Origin of the sequence: Streptomyces sp. NPDC005494 (genome assembly GCF_042872025.1) — a bacterium.
In the GTDB taxonomy this organism is placed as follows: Bacteria; Actinomycetota; Actinomycetes; order Streptomycetales; family Streptomycetaceae; genus Streptomyces.
Genome location: NZ_JBIAJR010000008.1, coordinates 163,617 through 182,470 on the forward strand (window position 1 = coordinate 163,617; position 18,854 = coordinate 182,470).

Annotated in this window: 10 protein-coding genes and 1 pseudogene; 7 read left to right on the forward strand and 4 right to left on the reverse strand. The window is 70.7% G+C overall.

Features of this window, described 5'->3' with window-relative positions; all coding sequences use genetic code 11:
* Positions 1-7 precede the first annotated feature (7 nt).
* Positions 8-2,275: an alpha-xylosidase gene (yicI, locus tag ACFYQ6_RS23265; protein WP_388764674.1), complete on the reverse strand. Its 2,268-nt coding sequence runs from the start codon at positions 2,273-2,275 to the stop codon at positions 8-10.
* Complete coding sequence (locus ACFYQ6_RS23270) at positions 2,272-5,181, reverse strand: glycoside hydrolase family 3 C-terminal domain-containing protein (protein ID WP_388764676.1); 2,910 nt, start codon at positions 5,179-5,181, stop codon at positions 2,272-2,274. Before ACFYQ6_RS23270 ends, yicI begins: the two co-directional genes overlap by 4 nt.
* Before the next feature lie 412 nt (positions 5,182-5,593).
* Here ACFYQ6_RS23270 and ACFYQ6_RS23275 point away from each other — a divergent pair, with 412 nt between their 5' ends.
* From ACFYQ6_RS23275 to ACFYQ6_RS23305, 7 genes are read left to right on the forward strand one after another with little or no spacing between them, the layout of a single operon-like run.
* Positions 5,594-7,267 carry an extracellular solute-binding protein gene (locus ACFYQ6_RS23275; RefSeq protein WP_361577878.1) on the forward strand — a complete coding sequence of 558 codons (1,674 nt, stop codon included), beginning with the start codon at positions 5,594-5,596 and terminating at the stop codon, positions 7,265-7,267.
* A 1-nt stretch (position 7,268) separates the two neighbouring features.
* Positions 7,269-8,294, forward strand: coding sequence for an ABC transporter permease (locus tag ACFYQ6_RS23280; protein WP_388764678.1), 1,026 nt, complete (start codon positions 7,269-7,271; stop codon positions 8,292-8,294).
* Positions 8,295-8,311: 17 nt separating this feature from the next.
* Positions 8,312-9,235 (forward strand): carbohydrate ABC transporter permease, encoded by a 924-nt coding sequence (locus ACFYQ6_RS23285; protein WP_361577980.1) that lies wholly within the window; start codon positions 8,312-8,314, stop codon positions 9,233-9,235.
* Positions 9,236-9,289: 54 nt separating this feature from the next.
* Positions 9,290-11,524, forward strand: a complete 2,235-nt coding sequence (locus ACFYQ6_RS23290) for a WD40/YVTN/BNR-like repeat-containing protein (RefSeq protein ID WP_388764680.1) — start codon at positions 9,290-9,292, stop codon at positions 11,522-11,524.
* Between the two features lie 15 nt (positions 11,525-11,539).
* The gene (locus tag ACFYQ6_RS23295) at positions 11,540-13,516 is read left to right on the forward strand and encodes a beta-galactosidase (protein WP_388764681.1); all 1,977 of its coding nucleotides are present in this window, start codon (positions 11,540-11,542) and stop codon (positions 13,514-13,516) included.
* Positions 13,513-15,732 carry a glycoside hydrolase N-terminal domain-containing protein gene (locus tag ACFYQ6_RS23300; RefSeq protein WP_388764683.1) on the forward strand — a complete coding sequence of 740 codons (2,220 nt, stop codon included), beginning with the start codon at positions 13,513-13,515 and terminating at the stop codon, positions 15,730-15,732. The genes ACFYQ6_RS23295 and ACFYQ6_RS23300 overlap by 4 nt, the downstream gene beginning before the upstream one ends.
* A 33-nt stretch (positions 15,733-15,765) precedes the next feature.
* Entirely contained in the window at positions 15,766-16,473 is a 708-nt protein-coding gene (locus tag ACFYQ6_RS23305; protein ID WP_361577863.1) for a hypothetical protein, read from the forward strand.
* Positions 16,474-16,542: 69 nt separating this feature from the next.
* Here ACFYQ6_RS23305 and ACFYQ6_RS23310 read toward each other — a convergent pair whose 3' ends face one another.
* Positions 16,543-17,550, reverse strand: coding sequence for a LacI family DNA-binding transcriptional regulator (locus ACFYQ6_RS23310; protein ID WP_388764684.1), 1,008 nt, complete (start codon positions 17,548-17,550; stop codon positions 16,543-16,545).
* A gap of 186 nt (positions 17,551-17,736) precedes the next feature.
* A pseudogene (locus ACFYQ6_RS23315) lies at positions 17,737-18,711 on the reverse strand (pectinesterase family protein); the annotation flags it as partial.
* Positions 18,712-18,854 lie beyond the last annotated feature (143 nt).

An 18,854-nucleotide genomic window follows, 5' to 3' on the forward strand; every position in this document is an offset into this window, starting at 1 on the left:
CGGGCGGTCAGGCGACGGCGACCGTCCCCGTCCCCTCCCCCGTCGCTCCGGTCTCCTCGACGCTCACCCGGAACGGCCGGCCCGTTCCCTCGGCCGTGACCCGCACGCCGGAGCCCTCCGGGACGACGCGGAAGACGGCCGCGTCCGCGCCGGTCAGGTCCGGCACGGTGACGAGCCGCTCCTCGTCGGAGGCACCGAAGACCCGCAGGGTGAGGCCCTCCAGCCAGTCCCCGTCCGGGCGCTGGTCGTCACCACCCCACGGGAGCACGGCTCCGTCCCTGACCAGCAGGGGCAGACTGTCGAATCCGTGCGTCTCGTGCCGCCACGCGGGGCCGGTGACGCGCTCGCCGCTGAGCAGCGAGGTCCAGGTGCCCTCGGGGACGTAGTACTCCACCTCGCCGTCCTCCGTGAAGACCGGTGCGACCAGCAGGTCCGGTCCGAGCATGTACTGCCGGTCCAGGGTGCGGGTGGCGGGGTCGCCGGGGAACTCCGCCAGCATGGGCCGCATCATCGGAACGCCCGTGCGGTGCGCGTGCGCCGCCACTCCGTAGAGGTACGGCATGAGCCGGTGCTTGAGCAGGGTGAACTGCCGGGCCACGTCGACGGCTTCGTCGCCGAACTCCCACGGCACCCGGTACGAGACGTTGCCGTGCAGCCGGCTGTGCGAGCAGAGCAGGCCGAAGGCGAGCCAGCGCTTGAAGACCGCCGGGTCGGGGGTGCCCTCGAAGCCGCCGATGTCGTGGCTCCAGAAACCGAAGCCGGACAGGCTCAGCGACAGTCCGCCGCGCAGGGACTCCGCCATCGCGGTGAACGAGGCGAAGCAGTCGCCGCCCCAGTGCACCGGATACTGCTGGCCACCGGCCGTGGCGGACCGGGCGAAGAGGACGGCCTCGCCGGCGCCGCGTTCCTTCTCCAGCAGCTCGAAGACGGTGCGGTTGTAGATCTGCGCGTAGTAGTTGTGCATCCGCTCCGGGTCGGAACCGTCATGCCACACGACGTCCGTCGGGATGCGCTCGCCGAAGTCCGTCTTGAAGCAGTCGACGCCCTGGTCCAGCAGGAGGCGCAGCTTGTCGTTGTACCAGGCGCGGGCCGCCGGATTGGTGAAGTCGACCAGCGCCATGCCCGGCTGCCACAGGTCCCACTGCCAGACGTCGCCGTTGGGCCGCCGCACCAGGTAGCCGTGTTCGGCACCCTCCGCGAACAGGGCCGACTTCTGGGCGATGTACGGGTTGATCCACATGCTGATCCGCAGCCCGCGTTCCTTCAGCCGCGCCAGCATGCCCTCCGGGTCGGGGAAGACGTCCGGGTCCCAGAGGAAGTCCGACCACTGGTACTCGCGCATCCAGAAGCAGTCGAAGTGGAAGACGCTGAGCGGGATGCCCCGTTCGGCCATGCCGTCGACGAAGGAGGTGACCGTCTCCTCGTCGTAGGAGGTGCAGAAGGAGGTGGTCAGCCAGAGGCCGAACGACCAGGCCGGCGGCAGGGCGGGACGCCCGGTGAGAGCCGTGTAGCGGGCCAGCACGTCCTTCGGTGTCGGACCGGCCACGACGTAGTACTCCAGCGACTGGTCCTCGACGCTGAACTGCACCTGGCCGACGGACTCCGAGCCCACCTCGAACGACACCTTGCCGGGGTGGTTGACGAAGACGCCGTAACCCCGCGAGGACAGGTAGAACGGGATGTTCTTGTACGCCAGTTCGCTGCTGGTGCCGCCGTCCGCCTGCCAGATGTCCACCGTCTGGCCGTTCTTGACGAACGGTGTGAAGCGCTCGCCGAGACCGTAGACGTTCTCCCCCACGTCCAGAGCCAGTTGGGCGATCATGTGGTGGGTTCCGTCGGGCGCGGTGGCGAAGGCCGTCCCCTTGGGGTCCACTCCGGTCAGACGCCGGCCCGATGCGTCGGTGAAGGTGATCCCCCAGGGCCCGTCCCCGTCCATGCGCAGCGTCAGCGGGCCGCTGGTCAGCTCCGTGACGGCGCCGTCCCGGCGGGTGCGCGCCGCGGGCGCGGAGGCGTCGCCCGGCAGGATCGTGAAGTCAGGACCGCGACGGGCCTTCCCGGCGTGGTGGGTGGTGCGCACGCCGATCACACCCTCGGCGGGCGAGAAGCATTCGACCGTGATCAGCGGGGTGTTCAGCGTGTCGCCGCGCGCGGCGACACGCTTGACCGCCGCGTAGGCGGTGAAGCGGTCCGGGTCGACGCGCACGTCCCGGATCTCGGTGGCGTAGGAGGCGCGTACGCCCTCTCGCATGAGCCAGAAGCCGTCGGTGAACTTCATGCGGTCTCCTTCGCGGGGACGACGTCGATGCGGGCGAGGCGCACGGACCCCTCGATGCGGATGCGCAGCTCCCGCACGCCTTCGAGTGCGAGAGCGGTGGTGAGCGTGCGGTAGGCGTACGGTCCGCCCTCGTCCTGGACCTGGACCTCCAGGCTCTGCCCGCCCGCCGTGGCGGAGAGGGAGCCCGCGCCCGCGAGGAGGAACGCCAGGCCGACGACGCCTTCCCCGAAGTCGCATGCCGTGTAGACGAGTTCACCTTCCTGACCGGCGTCGGCGGGGGTGACGGTGTCCCCCTCCGTCTTCGCGCGGTCCACGATCTCCGTGCCCCGCTGCCAGTCGTAGTCGGCGGCGTCGAGCCCCCGGGGGACCACCGGGCGCGGGCCGGACGCCTCACCTTCGACGCTCGCGGTGGCGGTGAGCCTGATGTCCGCGCTGGACGCCCCGGCGAGGATCTCGTACGTACCCGGCTCGACGGTCCAGCGGCCGTGCGCCACGCTCCAGTGCCCCAGCTCCGCGACCGGCACGTCGAACTCGACGCGCTCGGAGGCCCCGGGGGCGAGATGCAGGCGACGGTGTGCGACCAGCTTGCGCTGCGGCAGGTCCACGGCATCGCCCGGTGATTCCGGCCGGCCGTGGGCGGGGGCCGCGGCACGGACGTAGAGCTGGGCCACCTCGTCCGCGGCGACCGTCCCGGCGTTGGACACGGTCAGCGCCACCCGCAGCAGTTCGCCCTCGATCCCGGCCTCGAGGCCGGAGTAGGCGAAGTCGGCGTATCCCAGTCCGTGTCCGAACGGGAAGAGCGGGGTGCCCTCGAAGTAGAGGTACGTCTGCCGCGAACCGATGATGTCGTAGTCGAGCAGGTCCGGCAGATCGCCGTCGCCCGCGTACCAGGTCTGCGGGAGCCTGCCCGCGGGGGACACGTCACCGGCGAGCACGCGCGCGAGCGCGGTGCCCGCGGCCTGGCCGCCGTGAGCGGTCCAGAGCAGGGCCGGGAGCGCCTCCGCCGCGTCGGTGACCGCGTACGGGTAGGCCGAGGTCAGCACGAGGGCCGTCCGCGGGTTGACGGCGCGGGCGGCGCGCCACAGCCGGTCCTGCTGGGCGGGGAGGGCGAGGGTCGTGCGGTCCTCGGTCTCACGGCCGTTGATGTGGGGGTCGTTGCCCGCGACGACGATCACGGTGTCGGCAGCCGCGGCGACCCGGGCCACGGCCTCCGCGCCGTACTCGACGGTCTCGGTCGCGAAGACGGTGGCGGCCTCCCGCGAGATCTTCTCGCCGGACACGGCAACCTTCGCGCCGTCGGCGGCGACAGACACGTATCCACCCGTCCCGATGTGCAGAAGGCGGTGCCCGCCGTCGTGTCCCTCGACCGCCTCCAGGCGGAACGTCTCCTGGACGACCCAGCCGCCCGGCTCGTCCGCGGACGCCCTGACGTATCCGTCGTCGGCCACCGAGAGGTACAGGCCCTCGTCGGTGCGCAGGGTCAGGACGCCGTCCCCCCAGTCGACGAGCGCCAGTTCGGTGGCCTCGTCGCCGCAGGTCAGCGGCGGCAGGTCGGTGCGGCCCGCGAGGAGGGCCGGGTCGAGGGCGCCTTCCGCGCCCCGGGCCTCCCCGTCCTGTACGCCTTCCGTCCGAGGCACCCGCAGCCAGCCGTCGGAGCACTTCAGCCGGATCCGGTCCACGCCTTCGGTGTGCAGGACGTTCTCGGCGCCGTAGCGCTCGCGGATCCCGTCGAGCGGTGTCGAGCGGTGCATGAGGGTGCCGCTGTACCAGTCGAGCTTGCAGGCGTCCGCGAGGAGGCCGACGACCGCCACGGTGCGGCCCGCCTCCGGGGCGAGGGGCAGCAGACCGTCGTTCTTGAGCAGGACCACGGCCTGCTCGGCGGCCTCCAGCGCCAGCGCGCGGTGCTCCTCGGTGTCCAGGTCGCCGGCCTGGGCGTACGGGTCGAGCTCCGGGTCGAACTCACCCAGCGCGAAGCGCATCGCCAGGAGCCGGCGGACGGCCGTGTCGATGTCCTTCTCGTCGATGAGCCCCTTGGCGAGCGCGTCGCGGATGCGGCCGGTCATGACCGAGGAGTCGGTGCCGTGGTCGGTGAAGCTGTCGACACCGGCCTTGAGGGCCGCTGCGGTCGCCTCCTCGTGCGTGTCGAAGTAGTGCTCGGAGTCGACCAGGTTGGAGGGCGCGCCCGCGTCCGAGCAGACGACGAGCGGCTGTCCGGTCCAGCTCCGCAGGTGCTGTTCCAGGAGGGGGGACACGTGGTTGGGGCGGCCGTTGACCAGGTTGTACGCCGGCATGACCCCGGCGACGGCCCCGCCCTCGACGGCGTCGCGGAAGGCCCGCAGGTCGTACTCGTGCAGGACGCGCGGACGCACCGAGGAGGACGCGGTGTCGCGGTCGGTCTCGTTGTTGTGGGCAAGCCAGTGCTTGAGCACGGGTGCGGTGCGCCAGTAACGGGGGTCGTCACCGCGCAGGCCACGGGTGTAGGCCACGGCGATGGCGGAGGTCAGGGCGGGGTCCTCGGAGTACCCCTCCTCGCCCCGGCCCCACAGCGGGTGTCGCAGCAGATTCACGGTCGGCGCCCAGACGTTGAGCCCGACGCGGTCGTCCTGGGCCCGCTTGGCCCTCACCTCGTTGCCGACGGCCTCGCCGATCCGGCGGACCAGGTCGTCGTTCCAGGTGGCACCGAGGCCGACGGCTTGCGGGAAGACGGTGGCGGGCCCCATCCAGGCGACCCCGTGCAGGGCCTCCTGTCCGGTGCGGAACGGGCCGAGCCCCAGCCGCTCCACAGCCGGGGCGAACTGATGCAGCATCGCGATCCGCTCGTCGAGCGTGAGCCGTCCGAGCAGATCGTCGGTGCGCCGGGCGAAGGACAGCTGCGGGTCGCGGAAGGGAAGCGGATGGTCCGTCACGTGCGGGTCCCCTTGGAGAGGTGGGAGGTTTTCAGGGCGTCGGACAACGAAAGTTCCTACGACGCGAGGAGAAGATCTTTCGAAGCGCTTCGATGCTCTGCGGCCAACCCCGGAGGTGTCAAGGGCGCGAGCGGTCCGAAAAGGCCCATCAGGGGGCATCGGCGCCACACCACGGCGGGAAACGGTTCGGAAACAGGTCGGAGGAATCTCGAAACGAACTCTTGTGTGACCGAGACCCTTCACTTAACCTCGCTGCAACATCGAAGCGCTTCGACGAGGCAGCCCGTTGACCGCTTCAGCTCAGCCGGTGCAGTGCCGCCGGCTCGGCCGGTAACGCCCCCTACCTCACACACAGGGCCGAGCGGCAGTCGCCGCCGCGGGCCGTCCTGTTGCACCACGAAGGGTTGACGCAATGACGCCGAACTCCCCCTCCGCTCCCAGCCGGAGACGATTCCTCGCCTCTTCCGTGGTAGTCGCGGCAGCCGTCGGCGGGGGGATGCCGCTCCTCGCCGCCTGCGGTGGCGGTTCCGGTGGCGCGAAGAACGAGGGAACGACCACGGGCAATAAGCTGAAGGATCTCCTTCCGGCCTACGTCCCCTCGAACACCGTCACCCCCGACATCCCCAGCAAGAACGGCTCCGCCGACGGTTTCACCACCGCGCTCCCCGCCGACAAGCTGGCGGTGTCGGTGCCGAAGAAGCTGGGCAAGGGCAGCGAGATCAGCATCATGGCCCCCCTGTGGGGTACCTCGCCCGGTGAGGGCAACGCGTACTGGACGGCGATGGACGAGGCCGCCGGCGTCAAGGTCAAGTGGCAGAACCAGGACGGCAACGTCTACGGACAGAAGCTCGGCGCGGTGCTCGCCTCCAGCGCCATCCCGGACGCCGTCGTCGTCCCGGGCTGGGAGCTCCAGGGCAAGATCCCGAGCGCCATCGCCAACAAGTTCGCCGACCTCGGCCCCTACCTCTCGGGCGACAAGGTCAAGGCGTACCCCAACCTGGCAGCCATCCCCACCGGCGCCTGGCAGCGCGGCGTCTTCGCCGGCCAGCTGCGCGGGATCCCGATGCCCGCCGAGGCCACACCCAACATCACTCCCTTCTACCGGGCCGACATATTCGAGGAGAAGGGGTACGAGGTCCCGACCACCACGCAGGAGTTCTTCGACCTCTGCAAGGAGATCAACGCCCCCCGGAGCAAGGTGTGGGCGTGCAGCGACATGACGTGGTCGGCGTTCGTCTTCTTCGGAGTGCTGCCGGAGAAGCCCTACTACTGGAAGCTCGTCGACGGCAAGCTGATCAACCGCTACGAGACCCCGGAGTACCTGGAGGCCCTGGAGTGGTCTCGTTCGCTGTACTCGGCCGGCTTCGTGCACCCGGACGCCAAGGCCGAGACGGGCGACATGCGGACCACCTTCTCGTCCGGGAACGTCCTCATGTACAACGCGGACATCTCGGACTGGTACGCGGCGACCGCGGTCCAGCGGCTGGACAAGCCCGAGTTCCGGATGGGCGCGATGGACTTCTTCGCCGCCGACGGTGGCGACCCGGTCATCTACGAGGCCTCCCCCTCCAACATCTGGTGCTTCGCGAGCAAGAAGGCCGACAAGAAGGTCATCGAGGACCTCCTCGCGCTGGCCAACTTCACCGCCGCTCCGTACGGGAGCAAGGAGCAGCGTCTTCGGGCGTACGGCCTGGAGGGCACCCACCACACCCTGAAGGACGGGGTGCTCGTCAAGAACGAGAAGGGCAACAACGAGGTCTTCGCCACGTACGAGTACATCGCGACCTCCAAGCCGTACCGCGCCTACCCGGACTACCCGGACGTCGCCAAGGGCGTCGTCGAGTGGCAGCAGCGCCAGGGCGCGCACCTGAAGAAGCCGCTGTTCCACGGCATGCAGATCCAGGAGCCGACTCGCTACACCGAGCTGAACGCCCAGTTCGAAGCCCTGGAGAAGGACATCGTCCGCGGCCGCAAGAAGGTCAGCGACATGCAGCAGCAGGTCTCGGACTGGAAGAGCAAGGGCGGGGACAAGCTGCGCGACTGGTACAAGAAGCTGCTCGACGAGACCGGCGAGTCGGCTTCCTGACATGTCTCTGAGCACAGATGACCGGCGCGCGCAGGGGTCCCCTGCGTCGCCGCCGGCCGAGAAGGACGGGGCGGCCCGCGGGCCGGCCCCGCTCAGCGCGAAGGTGCCCCTGCGGCACCGGCTGCGCCGTGACCGGACGCTGCTGCTGATGACCCTGCCGGCGATGCTGCTGCTGCTGGTCTTCGCCTACGTCCCCCTGGTGGGCAACGTCGTCGCCTTCCAGGACTACGACCCGTACATCGCGGACAACGCCTTCCAGGCGATCATGCAGAGCCCGTGGGTCGGTTTCGAGTGGTTCCAGCAGATGGCGAACGACCGGCTGTTCTGGTCGGCGCTGGGCAACACGCTGACGATCTTCCTGTTGCAGCTGACGCTGTTCTTCCCGGTGCCGATCCTGCTCGCGCTGTTCATCAACAGCTTCGTGCGGCCCCGGGTCCGGGCAGTGGCGCAGGCGATCCTCTACCTGCCGCACTTCTTCTCCTGGGTCCTGGTCATCACGGTCTTCCAGCAGATGTTCGGCGGAGCCGGACTCATCGCGCAGACGCTGCGGGAGAACGGCTACGAGGGCTTCGACCTGATGACGAACCCCGGTCTGTTCAAGTTCCTGATCACCTTCGAGATGATCTGGAAGGACGCCGGCTGGGGTGTCATCGTCTTCCTCGCCGCGCTGGCCTCGGTCAGTCCGGAGCTCTACGAGGCGAGCGCGATGGACGGTGCGAACCGCTGGCGCCGGATGTGGCACGTCACGCTGCCCGCCCTGCGCCCGGTGGTGGCCCTGCTGCTGGTCCTCCAGGTGGGCAACGCGCTCACCGTGGGCTTCGAGCAGATCCTGCTCCAGCGCACGGCCGTCGGGCCGGGCGCCTCCGAGGTCCTCGATACCTACGTGTGGAACGTGGGCATCACCAACGGCGGGTTCAGCTACGCGGCGGCCGTCGGGATCGTCAAGGGAATCTTCGGTCTGCTGCTGGTCCTCGGGGCCAACAAGGTCGCCCATCTCATGGGTGAGCAGGGGGTGTACAAGAAGTGAGCGGCCTGCTCTACCGAATGACCGGCGTGGCCGGGATCAAGCCCGGCACACGTGGCCGGCTACGGCCCGTGTGGGAGGAGGATCCGAGCAGGGCGGGGCTCGCCTCCAAGGGGGTGGTCCTGGTCCTGACCTGTCTGGCGGTGCTCTTCCCGCTCTGGGTCGTGATCGTCACCAGCCTGTCCTCGGTGCGGACCATCACCGACGCGGGCGGGCTGGTGGTGATCCCGCGCGGCATCACGTTCGTCGCCTACGAGGAGCTCCTCGGCGGCGGACAGGTCACCCGGGCCGCGGTGGTCAGCATCTGCGTGACCGTGGTCGGGACGCTCTTCAGCATGGCCGTGTCGATCATGTGCGCCTACGGCCTGTCGCGGCCGGGTTCGGTGCTCCACCGGCCGCTGCTGCTGTTCATGCTGGCCACGATGTTCTTCGGCGCGGGCCTGATCCCCACCTACCTGGTGGTCCAGGGGCTCGGGCTCACCGATTCCTACCTGGCCCTGATCCTCCCGAGCGCGCTGAACGTCTTCAACATCCTGGTCCTGCGCGCCTTCTTCATGAGTACGGCGCAGGAGCTCGTCGAGAGCGCCCGCATCGACGGGGCCGGTGACTTCCGCATCCTGTGGCAGATCATCATGCCGTTGTCCCGCGCGGTCATCGCGGTGATCACGCTCTTCTACGCGGTCGGCTACTGGAGCGCCTGGTTCAACGCGTCCATCTACATCAGCGACCCGGAAATGATGCCGCTGCAGAACGTGATGAACCAGCTCGTCCTCAAGCAGGAGCGGCCCACCGGCCTGACGCAGGTCATCAACACCGGTCATCTGTCACTGCTCGCCATCCAGATGGCGGTCATGGTGCTGGCGCTGATCCCGGTCGCGTTCCTCTCGCCGTTCGTGCAGAAGCACTTCAAGGAAGGCATGCTCACCGGCGCCGTCAAGGGCTGATCGCCGCCTCCCGCACCGCATCCACCCGTCACTCCCCTCCGGAGGGTCCTCGTCATGCGCGCTTCGTCCGTCCCGCAGCCCGATCCCGGCCCGCGCCCCCGGCGCCGGACCGTCCTGGCCGGTGCGGCGGTGGTCGCGGCCTCGGCCGCGGTGCTGCCCGCGGCGGGAGGGGCCTCGGCCTCCCCGAAGGACCGCAGGAGCCGGCCGCACCGCTGGCGCACCGCGGCGATCGGCGGGACGGGCTTCGTGACGGGCCTGATGTTCCACCCCGCCGTGCGAGGTCTCGCCTACGCCCGCACGGACATCGGGGGCGCCTACCGCTGGGACGACCGCGGGGCCCGGTGGACGGCGCTCGTCGACCACATCGGCTGGGACGACTGGAACCTGATGGGGGTCGAGGCGATGGCCGTCGACCCGGCGCACCCCGACCGGCTGTACCTGGCCCTGGGCACCTACACACAGGCGTACGCCTCCCCGGGTGCGGTCCTCAGGTCCGAGGACCGGGGCGCGACCTGGAAGCGTACGGATCTCACCGTGCGCCTCGGCGCCAACGAGGACGGCCGGGGCTGCGGCGAGCGGCTCCTGGTCGATCCCCGGGACAGCGAGACGCTCTGGCTCGGTACCCGCCACGACGGACTGCTGCGCTCCACCGACCGGGGCGCCACGTGGTCGCCGGACACCTCCTTCCCGGCGGCCGCGTCGGCGGGCGGGCAGGGCGTCACCCTGCTGGTGGCCGTGGGCCGCGCGGTGTACGCGGGCTGGGGCGACGGCGGCACGAACCTCTACCGCCACGTCGCCGGCGGCTGGGAGGAGGTTCCCGGCAGGCCGACCGCCGGCGCCTCGACGAAGGTGCCGGTCCGCGCGGCGTACGACGCGCGCGGCCGTGCGCTGTACGTCACGTACGCGGACGGGCCGGGGCCGAACAACCAGGCCGACGGTTCGGTGCACCGTCTCGACACGGTGTCGGGCGCCTGGACCGATGTGACCCCGGCCGTCCCGGCTGCCGGCGACGCGTTCGGCTACGGCGGGGTGGCCGTGGACGCGTCCCGCCCCGGCACGGTCGTCGTCTCGACGAACAACCGCTGGGGGCCGGTGGACACGCTGTTCCGTTCGACGGACGGCGGGGAGAGCTGGACCTCGCTCAAGGACACGGCGGTGCTGGACGTCGCGGAGACCCCGTATCTGAAGTGGGGCGGTGAGCCGAAGTTCGGCTGGTGGATCCAGGCCCTGGCCGTCGACCCGCACGACTCGCGGCACATCGTCTTCGGCACCGGCGCCACCGTCTTCGGGACGCGTGACCTCGTCCACTGGGCCCCCGAGATCCGGGGTCTGGAGGAGTCGTCCGTGCGCCAGCTGATCGCGCCCCCGTCCGGAGCCCGGCTGCTCAGCGGACTGGGGGACATCGGGGTCATGTACCACGACTCGCTGACCGCCTCCCCGTCGCGCGGGATGGCGTCGAACCCGGTCTTCGGTACGGCCACCGGGCTCGCCCTGGCCACGCACGAGCCGTCGTACGTCGTGCGGACCGGGTGGCCCTCGGGCTCGGACTCGGCGGGCGCGTACTCGCGCGACGGCGGGGCGACCTGGCAGCCGTTCGCCTCGCAGCCGGCGATGGCGTCCTCGGCCCCCGGGCCCGTGGCGGTCTCGGCCGACGGAGCGACGCTCCTGTGGTCGTTCGTCCACTGGGACGGCACCAAGTACCCGGCGCACCGTTCCACCGACGGCGGCGCGACCTGGGCCGAGGTGACGACCTTCCCCAAGGGCGGCACCCCGGTCGCCGACCCCCTCGATGCCGCCCGTTTCTACGTGTACGACACGGACACCGGGACCGTCTTCCGCTCCACCGACAACGGCGCGACGTTCGTCGAGGGGGCCACCGGACTGCCGTCCGGCGACACGCAGTTCCGCATCGCGGCGGCGCCCGGACGCACCGGGGACCTGTGGCTGTCCGCCAAGGACAACGGCCTGCTGCGCTCCAAGGACGGCGGCCTCACCTTCGCACCGGTGGCCGGCTGCCAGGGTTCGTACGCCCTGGGCTTCGGGAAGGCGGCCCCGCGCAAGGGCCGGGCCGGTTATCCGGCCGTCTTCCAGACCGGGCGCGTCTCCGCGACGCACGAGGGCGTGGCCGTGCTGCGCTCCGACGACGCGGGCGCGACCTGGGTCCGCATCAACGACGACTCCCACCAGTGGGGGTGGACCGGTGAGGTCATCACCGGGGACCCCCGTGTACACGGCCGTGTCTATCTGGGCACGAACGGCCGTGGCATCCAGTACGCAGACCCGAAGTAGAGGAACGAGACGTCCATGCCGTCCCTGCACGACGCCACCCGTGGCCGCGTCCTCTTCGGAGGCGACTACAACCCCGAGCAGTGGCCCGAGGAGGTGTGGGCCGACGACGTACGGCTGATGAAGGAGGCCGGGGTCAACTCCGTCACGCTCGGGGTCTTCTCCTGGGCGATGATCGAACCACGCCCAGGAGCGCGGGAGTTCGGCTGGCTGGACCGGCTCATGGACCTGATGCACGCGGGCGGCATCGGGGTCGTCCTGGCGACCCCGACCTCCTCTCCCCCGCCGTGGATGGGCGCGCTGCACCCGGAGACGCTGCCGCGCACCGAGGAGGGTGCGGTCGTCAACTACGGCTCGCGGCAGCACTTCTGCCCGAGCTCACCGGTCTACCGTCGCTACGCCGCCGCCCTCACCGAGGATCTCGCGGCGCGGTACGCGGACCACCCGGCGCTGACCATGTGGCACATCAACAACGAGTACTGCACGCACTGCTGGTGCGACGAGACGGCCGCCCACTTCCGCCGCTGGCTGGCCGCCCGCCACGGCACGGTCGCCGCACTCAACGAGGCGTGGGGCACGGCCTTCTGGAGCCAGCGTTACGACACCTGGGCGGAGATCCTGCCGCCGCGCCGCGTCCAGTACCTGCGCAACCCCGCGCACGAGCTGGACTTCAGGCGCTTCACCTCCGACGCCCTGCTGGAGTGCTACACCGCCGAGCGGGACATCGTCGCCCGGCACACCCCGCACATCCCCGTGACGACCAACTTCATGCCGCTGTGGGAGGGCCAGGACGCCTGGGCGTGGGCGGAACGCGAGGACGTCGTCTCCGTCGACGTCTACCCGGACCCGAAGGACCCGCTGGGCGGCCAGTACAACGCGATGCTCGCCGACATGACCCGCTCGCAGGCGCGCGGGCCCTGGATGGTGATGGAGCAGGCCGCGGGCTCGGTCAACTGGCGTGAGGTCAACCACCCCAAGCCCGCGGGCCTGAACCGGCTCTGGTCGGTCCAGGCCGTGGCCAGGGGCGCGGACGCCGTCTGCTACTTCCAGTGGCGCCAGTCCCGGCAGGGGTCGGAGAAGTTCCACTCCGCCATGCTGAGCCACGCCGGCGAGCACGGCCGTACGTTCGCCGAGGTCAAGCGGATCGGCGCCGAACTGGCGCTGATCGGCGCCGAGGTGAGCGGCACCGAGGTGACCGCCGAGGTCGCCGTGCTCCACGACTGGGAGGCCTGGTGGGGTTCCACCCAGCGGGACCGCCCGTCCTCGCTCGTCGCGTACACGGAGCTGGTGCAGGCCTGGCACAGGGGACTGTGGGAGGGCGGCATCGCCACCGGATTCGCCCGGCCCGAGGCGGACCTGAGCGGCTACCGCATGGTGCTCGTGCCGCAGCTCTACCTCCTGAGCGACGCCGCGATCGACAACCTCGTCGCGTACGTCCGGGACGGAGGGACCCTCGTGTGCGGTTTCTTCACCGGTGTCGCGGACATGGACGGCCGGGTCAGGCCGGGCGGCATGGACAGCCGGCTGCGGGAGCTGTTCGGCATCCGTACGGTGCACGAGTGGTGGCCCCTGGACGCAGGCGACACGGTGGAGTGCGACGGTCTGCGCGGCACCCTGTGGTCGGAGGAGCTGGAGTCCGACGGCACGGCCGAGACGGTGTGCGCCTACCGGGGCGGCGAACTGGACGGGCTTCCCGCGGTGCTCCGCAAGGGCACCGCCACCTATCTCTCCACCCTCCCGGAGCCCGGCGCCCTGCGCGACCTGCTCGGCCGGGCGGCGGCGGGGGCCGGCGTGCGCCCCGTGCTGGAGGGGCTGCCCGCCGGGGTGGAGGCCGTACGGCGCGGTGGACTCCTCTTCCTGCTGAACCACGGCCGCTCCCCCGCGGAGGTGAAGCTGCCGGGGCGCCGCCTCGACCTGCTCACGGGTACGGAGACAGACGGCAGTGTGGAGCTGGGCCGCTACGGCGTGGCCGTGCTCAGAGACGTCCCGGCATGAACGACGGTACGTGGGAGCCGGGCCCCGCCACCCGCTGGGAGGACGCCTTCCTCAGTGGCAACGGCCGTCACGGGGCGATGGTGTACGGCGATCCGGGCGACGACCGGGTCATCGTCAACCACCACAGCCTGGTGCGGCCCAACGGCAGCGAGAACCTCGCGCCGCCCGAGCTCGCCGACGGGCTCGGCCGGCTCCAGGACGCGCTCCTGTCCGGCGACACGACGGCCGCCGAGGGCTTCGGCGGGGTACGCCCGCTGGTGTGGGTGCAGCCCTTCCACCCGGCGTTCCAGACCCGTGTCCGCCGTGGCCGTGGGCTGCACGAGGCGGTCGCCGGATACCGCCGTGAGGTCGACTTCACCACGGGCGAGGTGACGGCCTCGTACGAGGCGTGGCGCAGCGGCGTCTTCGTGTCGCGGGCGGACGACGTGGTGGTGCAGCACGTCACCGACCCCGGGCTGACCGCCGACGTCACCCTGGACCACGCGCTTCCCGGTGCTCCGGCGCAGCTGGCGGTCGGCCGCTCCACGGTGCTGACCCCGGACGGGGCGCACCTGGCCCTGCGGGTGGGCTACCCGGGCAGCGAGCTCGGCTACACGGGCGTCACCGTGGTCCGGGTCGACGGCGGCCGGGTCTCCGTGTCGGGCGAGGGCGTCCGGGTCGAGGGGGCGCGCGGTCTCACCCTGACGACCCGGGTCGTCAGGGTGGCGGGCCGCCCCGATCCCGGGGAGTTGTGGTCCGCCCTGCCGCACGAGGACTACGCCACCCTGCTGGACCGGCACCGGCCGCTGCACCGGGCCGCGTACGGGCGTGCCTCCTTCGCGTTGCGCGACGCCGCGCCGGGGCGGGAGCTTGCCGGGAGTGAGCTGCTGCGCACCCCGAAGAGCCCCGCACTGCTGGAGCGGCTCTTCGCGGCGGGCCGCTATCACCTGCTGTCCTCGTCCGGCGTGCTTCCGCCCAGGCTGACGGGCCTGTGGACCGGGGACTGGGACACCGCCTGGTCCGGTGCGTTCACCACGAACGCCAACCTCAACCTCCAGATCGCCTCGGCCGCGCCCGCTGCGCTCCCGGAGGTGACCGAGGCCCATGCCGCGCTGGTGCACGGGCAACTGGACCACTGGCGGGACAACGCCCGGGCGCTCTTCGGGGCCCGTGGTGTCGTCGCCCCGTCCCACACGGACGGCGAGTCGGGCCACACCCGGCACTTCCAGCGTGCCTATCCGCTGCACCTGTGGACGGCGGGGGCGGACTGGCTGCTTCAGCCGCTCCTCGAGCACGCCGAGGTGACGACGGGCACCCCGGACGCAGCGCTGACCGGTGCACTGGTCGAAGTAGCCCTGTTCTACGAGGACTTCCTCAGCTGCGAGGATCCGGACGGAAACCTGGCGGTCGTCCCCTCCTACTCCCCGGAGAACCGGCCGGCCAACGCGAGCTGGGTGACGGTGAACGCCACGATGGACATCGCCGCGGCGCGCCACGCTTTGACGACGGCCGCCGAGCACGCTCCCGGCCACCCGTCCGCCGCCCGCTGGAAGGCTCTTGCCGCCCGGCTTCCGGCCTATCTCGTGAACGAGGACGGGGCGCTCGCCGAGTGGGCGTGGCCGGGTCTGCGCGAGACCTACGACCACCGCCATCTCAGCCATCTCTACCCGGTGTGGCCACTGGACTCGGTCAATCCGTACGACACCCCGGAGCTGTCGGCCGCCGCGCACCGCGCTCTGGAACTGCGGGGCTCGGAGAACGACTCGGCCCACGGCCATCTCCACCACGCGCTGATCGCGGCCCGGCTGCGGGACCCGTCCCGGGTGGCGGCGGCGCTGGACGCGGTGCTCGGCGGCGACTTCTTCCACGACTCCCTGATGAGCGCGCACTATCCCTCGCGGAACGTCTACAACGCGGACGCCGCCCACACCCTGCCAGCCGCCGTGATCGAGTCGCTCGTCCAGTCGTCACCGAGCCGCCTGGTGCTGCTGCCCGCCGTCCCCGAGGCCTGTCCGGCCGGTGAACTCCGGGGCATCAGGACACGGTTCGGCGCGTGCCTGGACCTCAGCTGGTCCGAGGACGGCGCCACCGCCGTGCTGCGTCCCGGCCGCGACGCGCGGGTCGACCTGCGTACGGGCGACGGCTTCACCCTCACCGAGACCACCGCCGGAAACCCCACGGCTCCGCTGGAGCTGACGGCCGGCGTGGACCGCGTCCTCACCCTGGGGGCGCGGTAGCAGTCCTCCATCCCCACATGGAAGGAACACCTCATGGCACGAACCACCCTGACCAGGCTGCTCCTGGCGCCGACGGCGGCCGTGGCCGCCCTCATCGGCTTCGCGGCGGCACCGGCCCACGCCGCGATCTGGACCTCGTCCGAACAGTGGGGCAACTACACCACGTCCGACGGGTACATCCTCTACAACAACATCTGGGGCTCCGGCGCGGGCAGCCAGTCCATCTGGGCCAACTCGTCCAGCAACTGGGGCGTGACGGCGAACCACCCGAACACCGGTGGCATCAAGTCGTACCCCAACGCCAAGAAGATCGTCAACAAGCCGCTGAGCTCGCTCTCGTCACTGAGGAGCGGCTACAACGTGACCGTCCCGTCCTCCGGCGCCTACAACACGTCGTACGACATCTGGGACACGGACTACGACTACGAGGTCATGCTCTGGGTCAACTACAACGGCGCCGTCGGTCCGCTCGGCACCTCGCAGGGCAACGTGACCCTCGGCGGCCACACGTGGGCCGTCTACAAGGGTGACAACGGGGCCAACGAGGTCTTCTCGTTCCTGCGGACCTCGGACTCCACGTCCGGGAGCGTGAACATCCTCCCGATCCTGAAGTGGATCAAGGACACCAAGGGCTGGTGGGGCGACGAGACCATCGGTGACGTCCAGTTCGGCTACGAGATCACCTCGTCGTCCGGCGGCCTGAACTTCACGACCAACGGGTTCGACGTCTCCTCGAGCTGATCCGTGCGGGCCGGGGGGACGCCCCCGGCCCGTGCTCGCGACCGGGGGCCGGCGGGCCCCTTCTCGCGGTCAGGCGGGAGCGGGACCCGTGCTCGCACGCACCGTCAGAACCGGTTCCAGCAGGTCGACTTCGTCCGTACCGCGTCCCGCGAGCTTCGCGACCACCTGCTCCACCGCGCGGCGCCCCATCTCCTGCGCCGGGATGGCGACGGAGGTGAGCCGCACCGATGCCTGGGTGGCCACCTGTTCGGGGCAGATGGCCACGACGGACACGTCCTCCGGCACGGCGCGCCCCTGCTGCTGGAGGAGGTTGAGCAGCGGCTCGACGGCGGCCTCGTTCTGGACGATGAACCCGGTCGTGCCCGGCCGCTCGTCGAAGATCCGGGCCAGGGTGCCGGCCATGGCCGCGTATCCGCCCTCGCAGGGCCGGTGCAGGATCCGGGTCCCGGTGTCCTGGGCCTTGGCCCGTATGCCGTCCACGGTCCGCTCGGCGAAGCCGGTGTGGCGCTCGTAGACGGCGGCGGCTTCCCCGATGACGGCGACCTCGCGGTGGCCGAGGCCGGAGAGGTGCTCCACGCAGAGCGCGCCCGTGGCCTCGAAGTCGAGATCCACGCAGGTGAGCCCGGAGGTGTCGGAGGGGAGCCCGATGAGGGCCGCCGTCCGTCCGGAGTCGCGGAGCAACGGCAGCCGCTCGTCGTGCAGTTCGACGTCCATCAGGATGATCGCGTCCGCCAGTGAGCTTCCCGCGATCCGCCGCACGGCGGCCGGGCCCTCCTCGCCGGTGAGCAGCAGGACGTCGTAGCCGTGGGTGCGGGCGCTCGTGGCGACGGCGATGGCGATCTCCATCATCACGGGCACGTACATGTCGGTGCGCAACGGCACCATCAGCGCGATGATGTTGGTCCTGCTGCTGGCGAGGGCGCGTGCCCCGGCGTTGGGGTGATAGCCCAGTTGCTGGATACTGAGTTCCACCCGTTCCCGGGTGGAGGCCGAGATCGACCGCTTCCCGCTGAGGACGTAGCTCACCGTGCTCGCCGAGACTCCGGCATGCTGGGCGACCTCGGCAAGCGTGACCATTCGGCTTCTCCCCTACAGATGGTGACCGCAAGGGAGAACTGGTGAAGCGCTTCGACAGCGCTCTGCTGTGCTCCCCTTCGCACTCTGACATGCACAGACACCGTGGAGCCTAGACTCGCTCACAGGGACTGTCCAGAGTGGAGTCGAAGCGCTTCGACCGCAGCTTCTGCCTCCGCACACCGTGACTCAGGACGCCGAAGGTGTCCAGCCCGCCAGCCAGTCGGCTGTCTCCTGCTGCGCGGCCTGGGCGTCGGTGAGCTGGGGCCGGTCGCTGCTCGCCGCACCGGACCCGGGTCCGGTGTTCCTGTACTCGGCGAAGCGGTCGTCCTTCCAGGAGAAGCCGCTCATGTCGGTCCAGGGAGCCGGCTTGACGGCCGCGCCGAGTGTGGTGTTCCGGAAGGTGGCCATCGGGTCGAGCGTGGCGTCACCCCCCGCGTGCCACGGCCGGCCGAGGTGGAAGGAGGAGGCCGAGACGTCACCGTTCACGGTGGAATTGATGACGAGGAAACCCTTGCGGTCGGCTGCCGTGCTGGGGGCCGTGATGTAGCCGGCGGAGCTGCCGTCCCACCTCTTCTTCAGCGTGATGACCGACTTGTCGATCACGGCGGTGGCGCGTCCGAAGATGAAGTCGACGTTGCCGACCACGTAGGAGTTGGTCACGTGGACGCGGCCGAGGGTCGCCTTGGAGGCGGTGTCGAGCAGCAGGGTGTCCTGGTCACCGTTGACGATCACGGAGTCGAGGACGACCTTGTCCGCCGCCGTCCGCAGGGCCACCGCCTGGTGTCCGCTCAGGCTCTGGTTGGCGCCCTCGTCGAAGTCGTTGGTGATCGTGAGGTTACGGGCCTGGAAGCCGTCGGCCTCGGCCGCGACCGTCGCGCTGCCGCTCGTCCCGTACGTACCGGAGCCGTCGGGCTTCTGGGTGCCGGCGGCGTTGCCGTACACGATGACGGTGTCCTTGCGGCTGGATCCGCTGCCCTGGAGGGTGACGTTCTTCTTGCTGGACGGGATCTTCACCAGCTCGCGGTAGGTCCCCGGCCCGATGGAGACGACGGTTCGCGTGGTGTTGCCCGCGGGGATCGCGTTCACCGCGGCCTGCACCGTGGTGTACTGCCCGCTGCCGTCCTTGGCGACGGTGAGCGTGGCGGCCGCCGCCGCTCCGGACGCCGCCCCGAACGCCTGGAGGGTGGCGACGGCCACGACCGCCGCGGCCCCCGCCGTCAGCGCCCTGCGCGGTCCGGTGCGGAGCTCTGTACGTCGTCCGTTCGCTGCCATGGCGGGATCCGTTCGGTCGGGAGGGGAAGAGG

What these genes read in the sequence shown, in the direction of transcription:
- ACFYQ6_RS23295 (WP_388764681.1), top strand. Translation starts at nt 11,540, where the DNA reads ATGCCGTCCCTGCACGACGCCACCCGTGGCCGCGTCCTCTTCGGAGGC.
- ACFYQ6_RS23300 (WP_388764683.1), top strand. Translation starts at nt 13,513, where the DNA reads ATGAACGACGGTACGTGGGAGCCGGGCCCCGCCACCCGCTGGGAGGAC.
- ACFYQ6_RS23280 (WP_388764678.1), top strand. Translation starts at nt 7,269, where the DNA reads ATGTCTCTGAGCACAGATGACCGGCGCGCGCAGGGGTCCCCTGCGTCG.
- ACFYQ6_RS23310 (WP_388764684.1), bottom strand. Translation starts at nt 17,550, where the DNA reads ATGGTCACGCTTGCCGAGGTCGCCCAGCATGCCGGAGTCTCGGCGAGC.
- ACFYQ6_RS23285 (WP_361577980.1), top strand. Translation starts at nt 8,312, where the DNA reads ATGACCGGCGTGGCCGGGATCAAGCCCGGCACACGTGGCCGGCTACGG.
- yicI (WP_388764674.1), bottom strand. Translation starts at nt 2,275, where the DNA reads ATGAAGTTCACCGACGGCTTCTGGCTCATGCGAGAGGGCGTACGCGCC.
- ACFYQ6_RS23290 (WP_388764680.1), top strand. Translation starts at nt 9,290, where the DNA reads ATGCGCGCTTCGTCCGTCCCGCAGCCCGATCCCGGCCCGCGCCCCCGG.
- ACFYQ6_RS23275 (WP_361577878.1), top strand. Translation starts at nt 5,594, where the DNA reads ATGACGCCGAACTCCCCCTCCGCTCCCAGCCGGAGACGATTCCTCGCC.
- ACFYQ6_RS23305 (WP_361577863.1), top strand. Translation starts at nt 15,766, where the DNA reads ATGGCACGAACCACCCTGACCAGGCTGCTCCTGGCGCCGACGGCGGCC.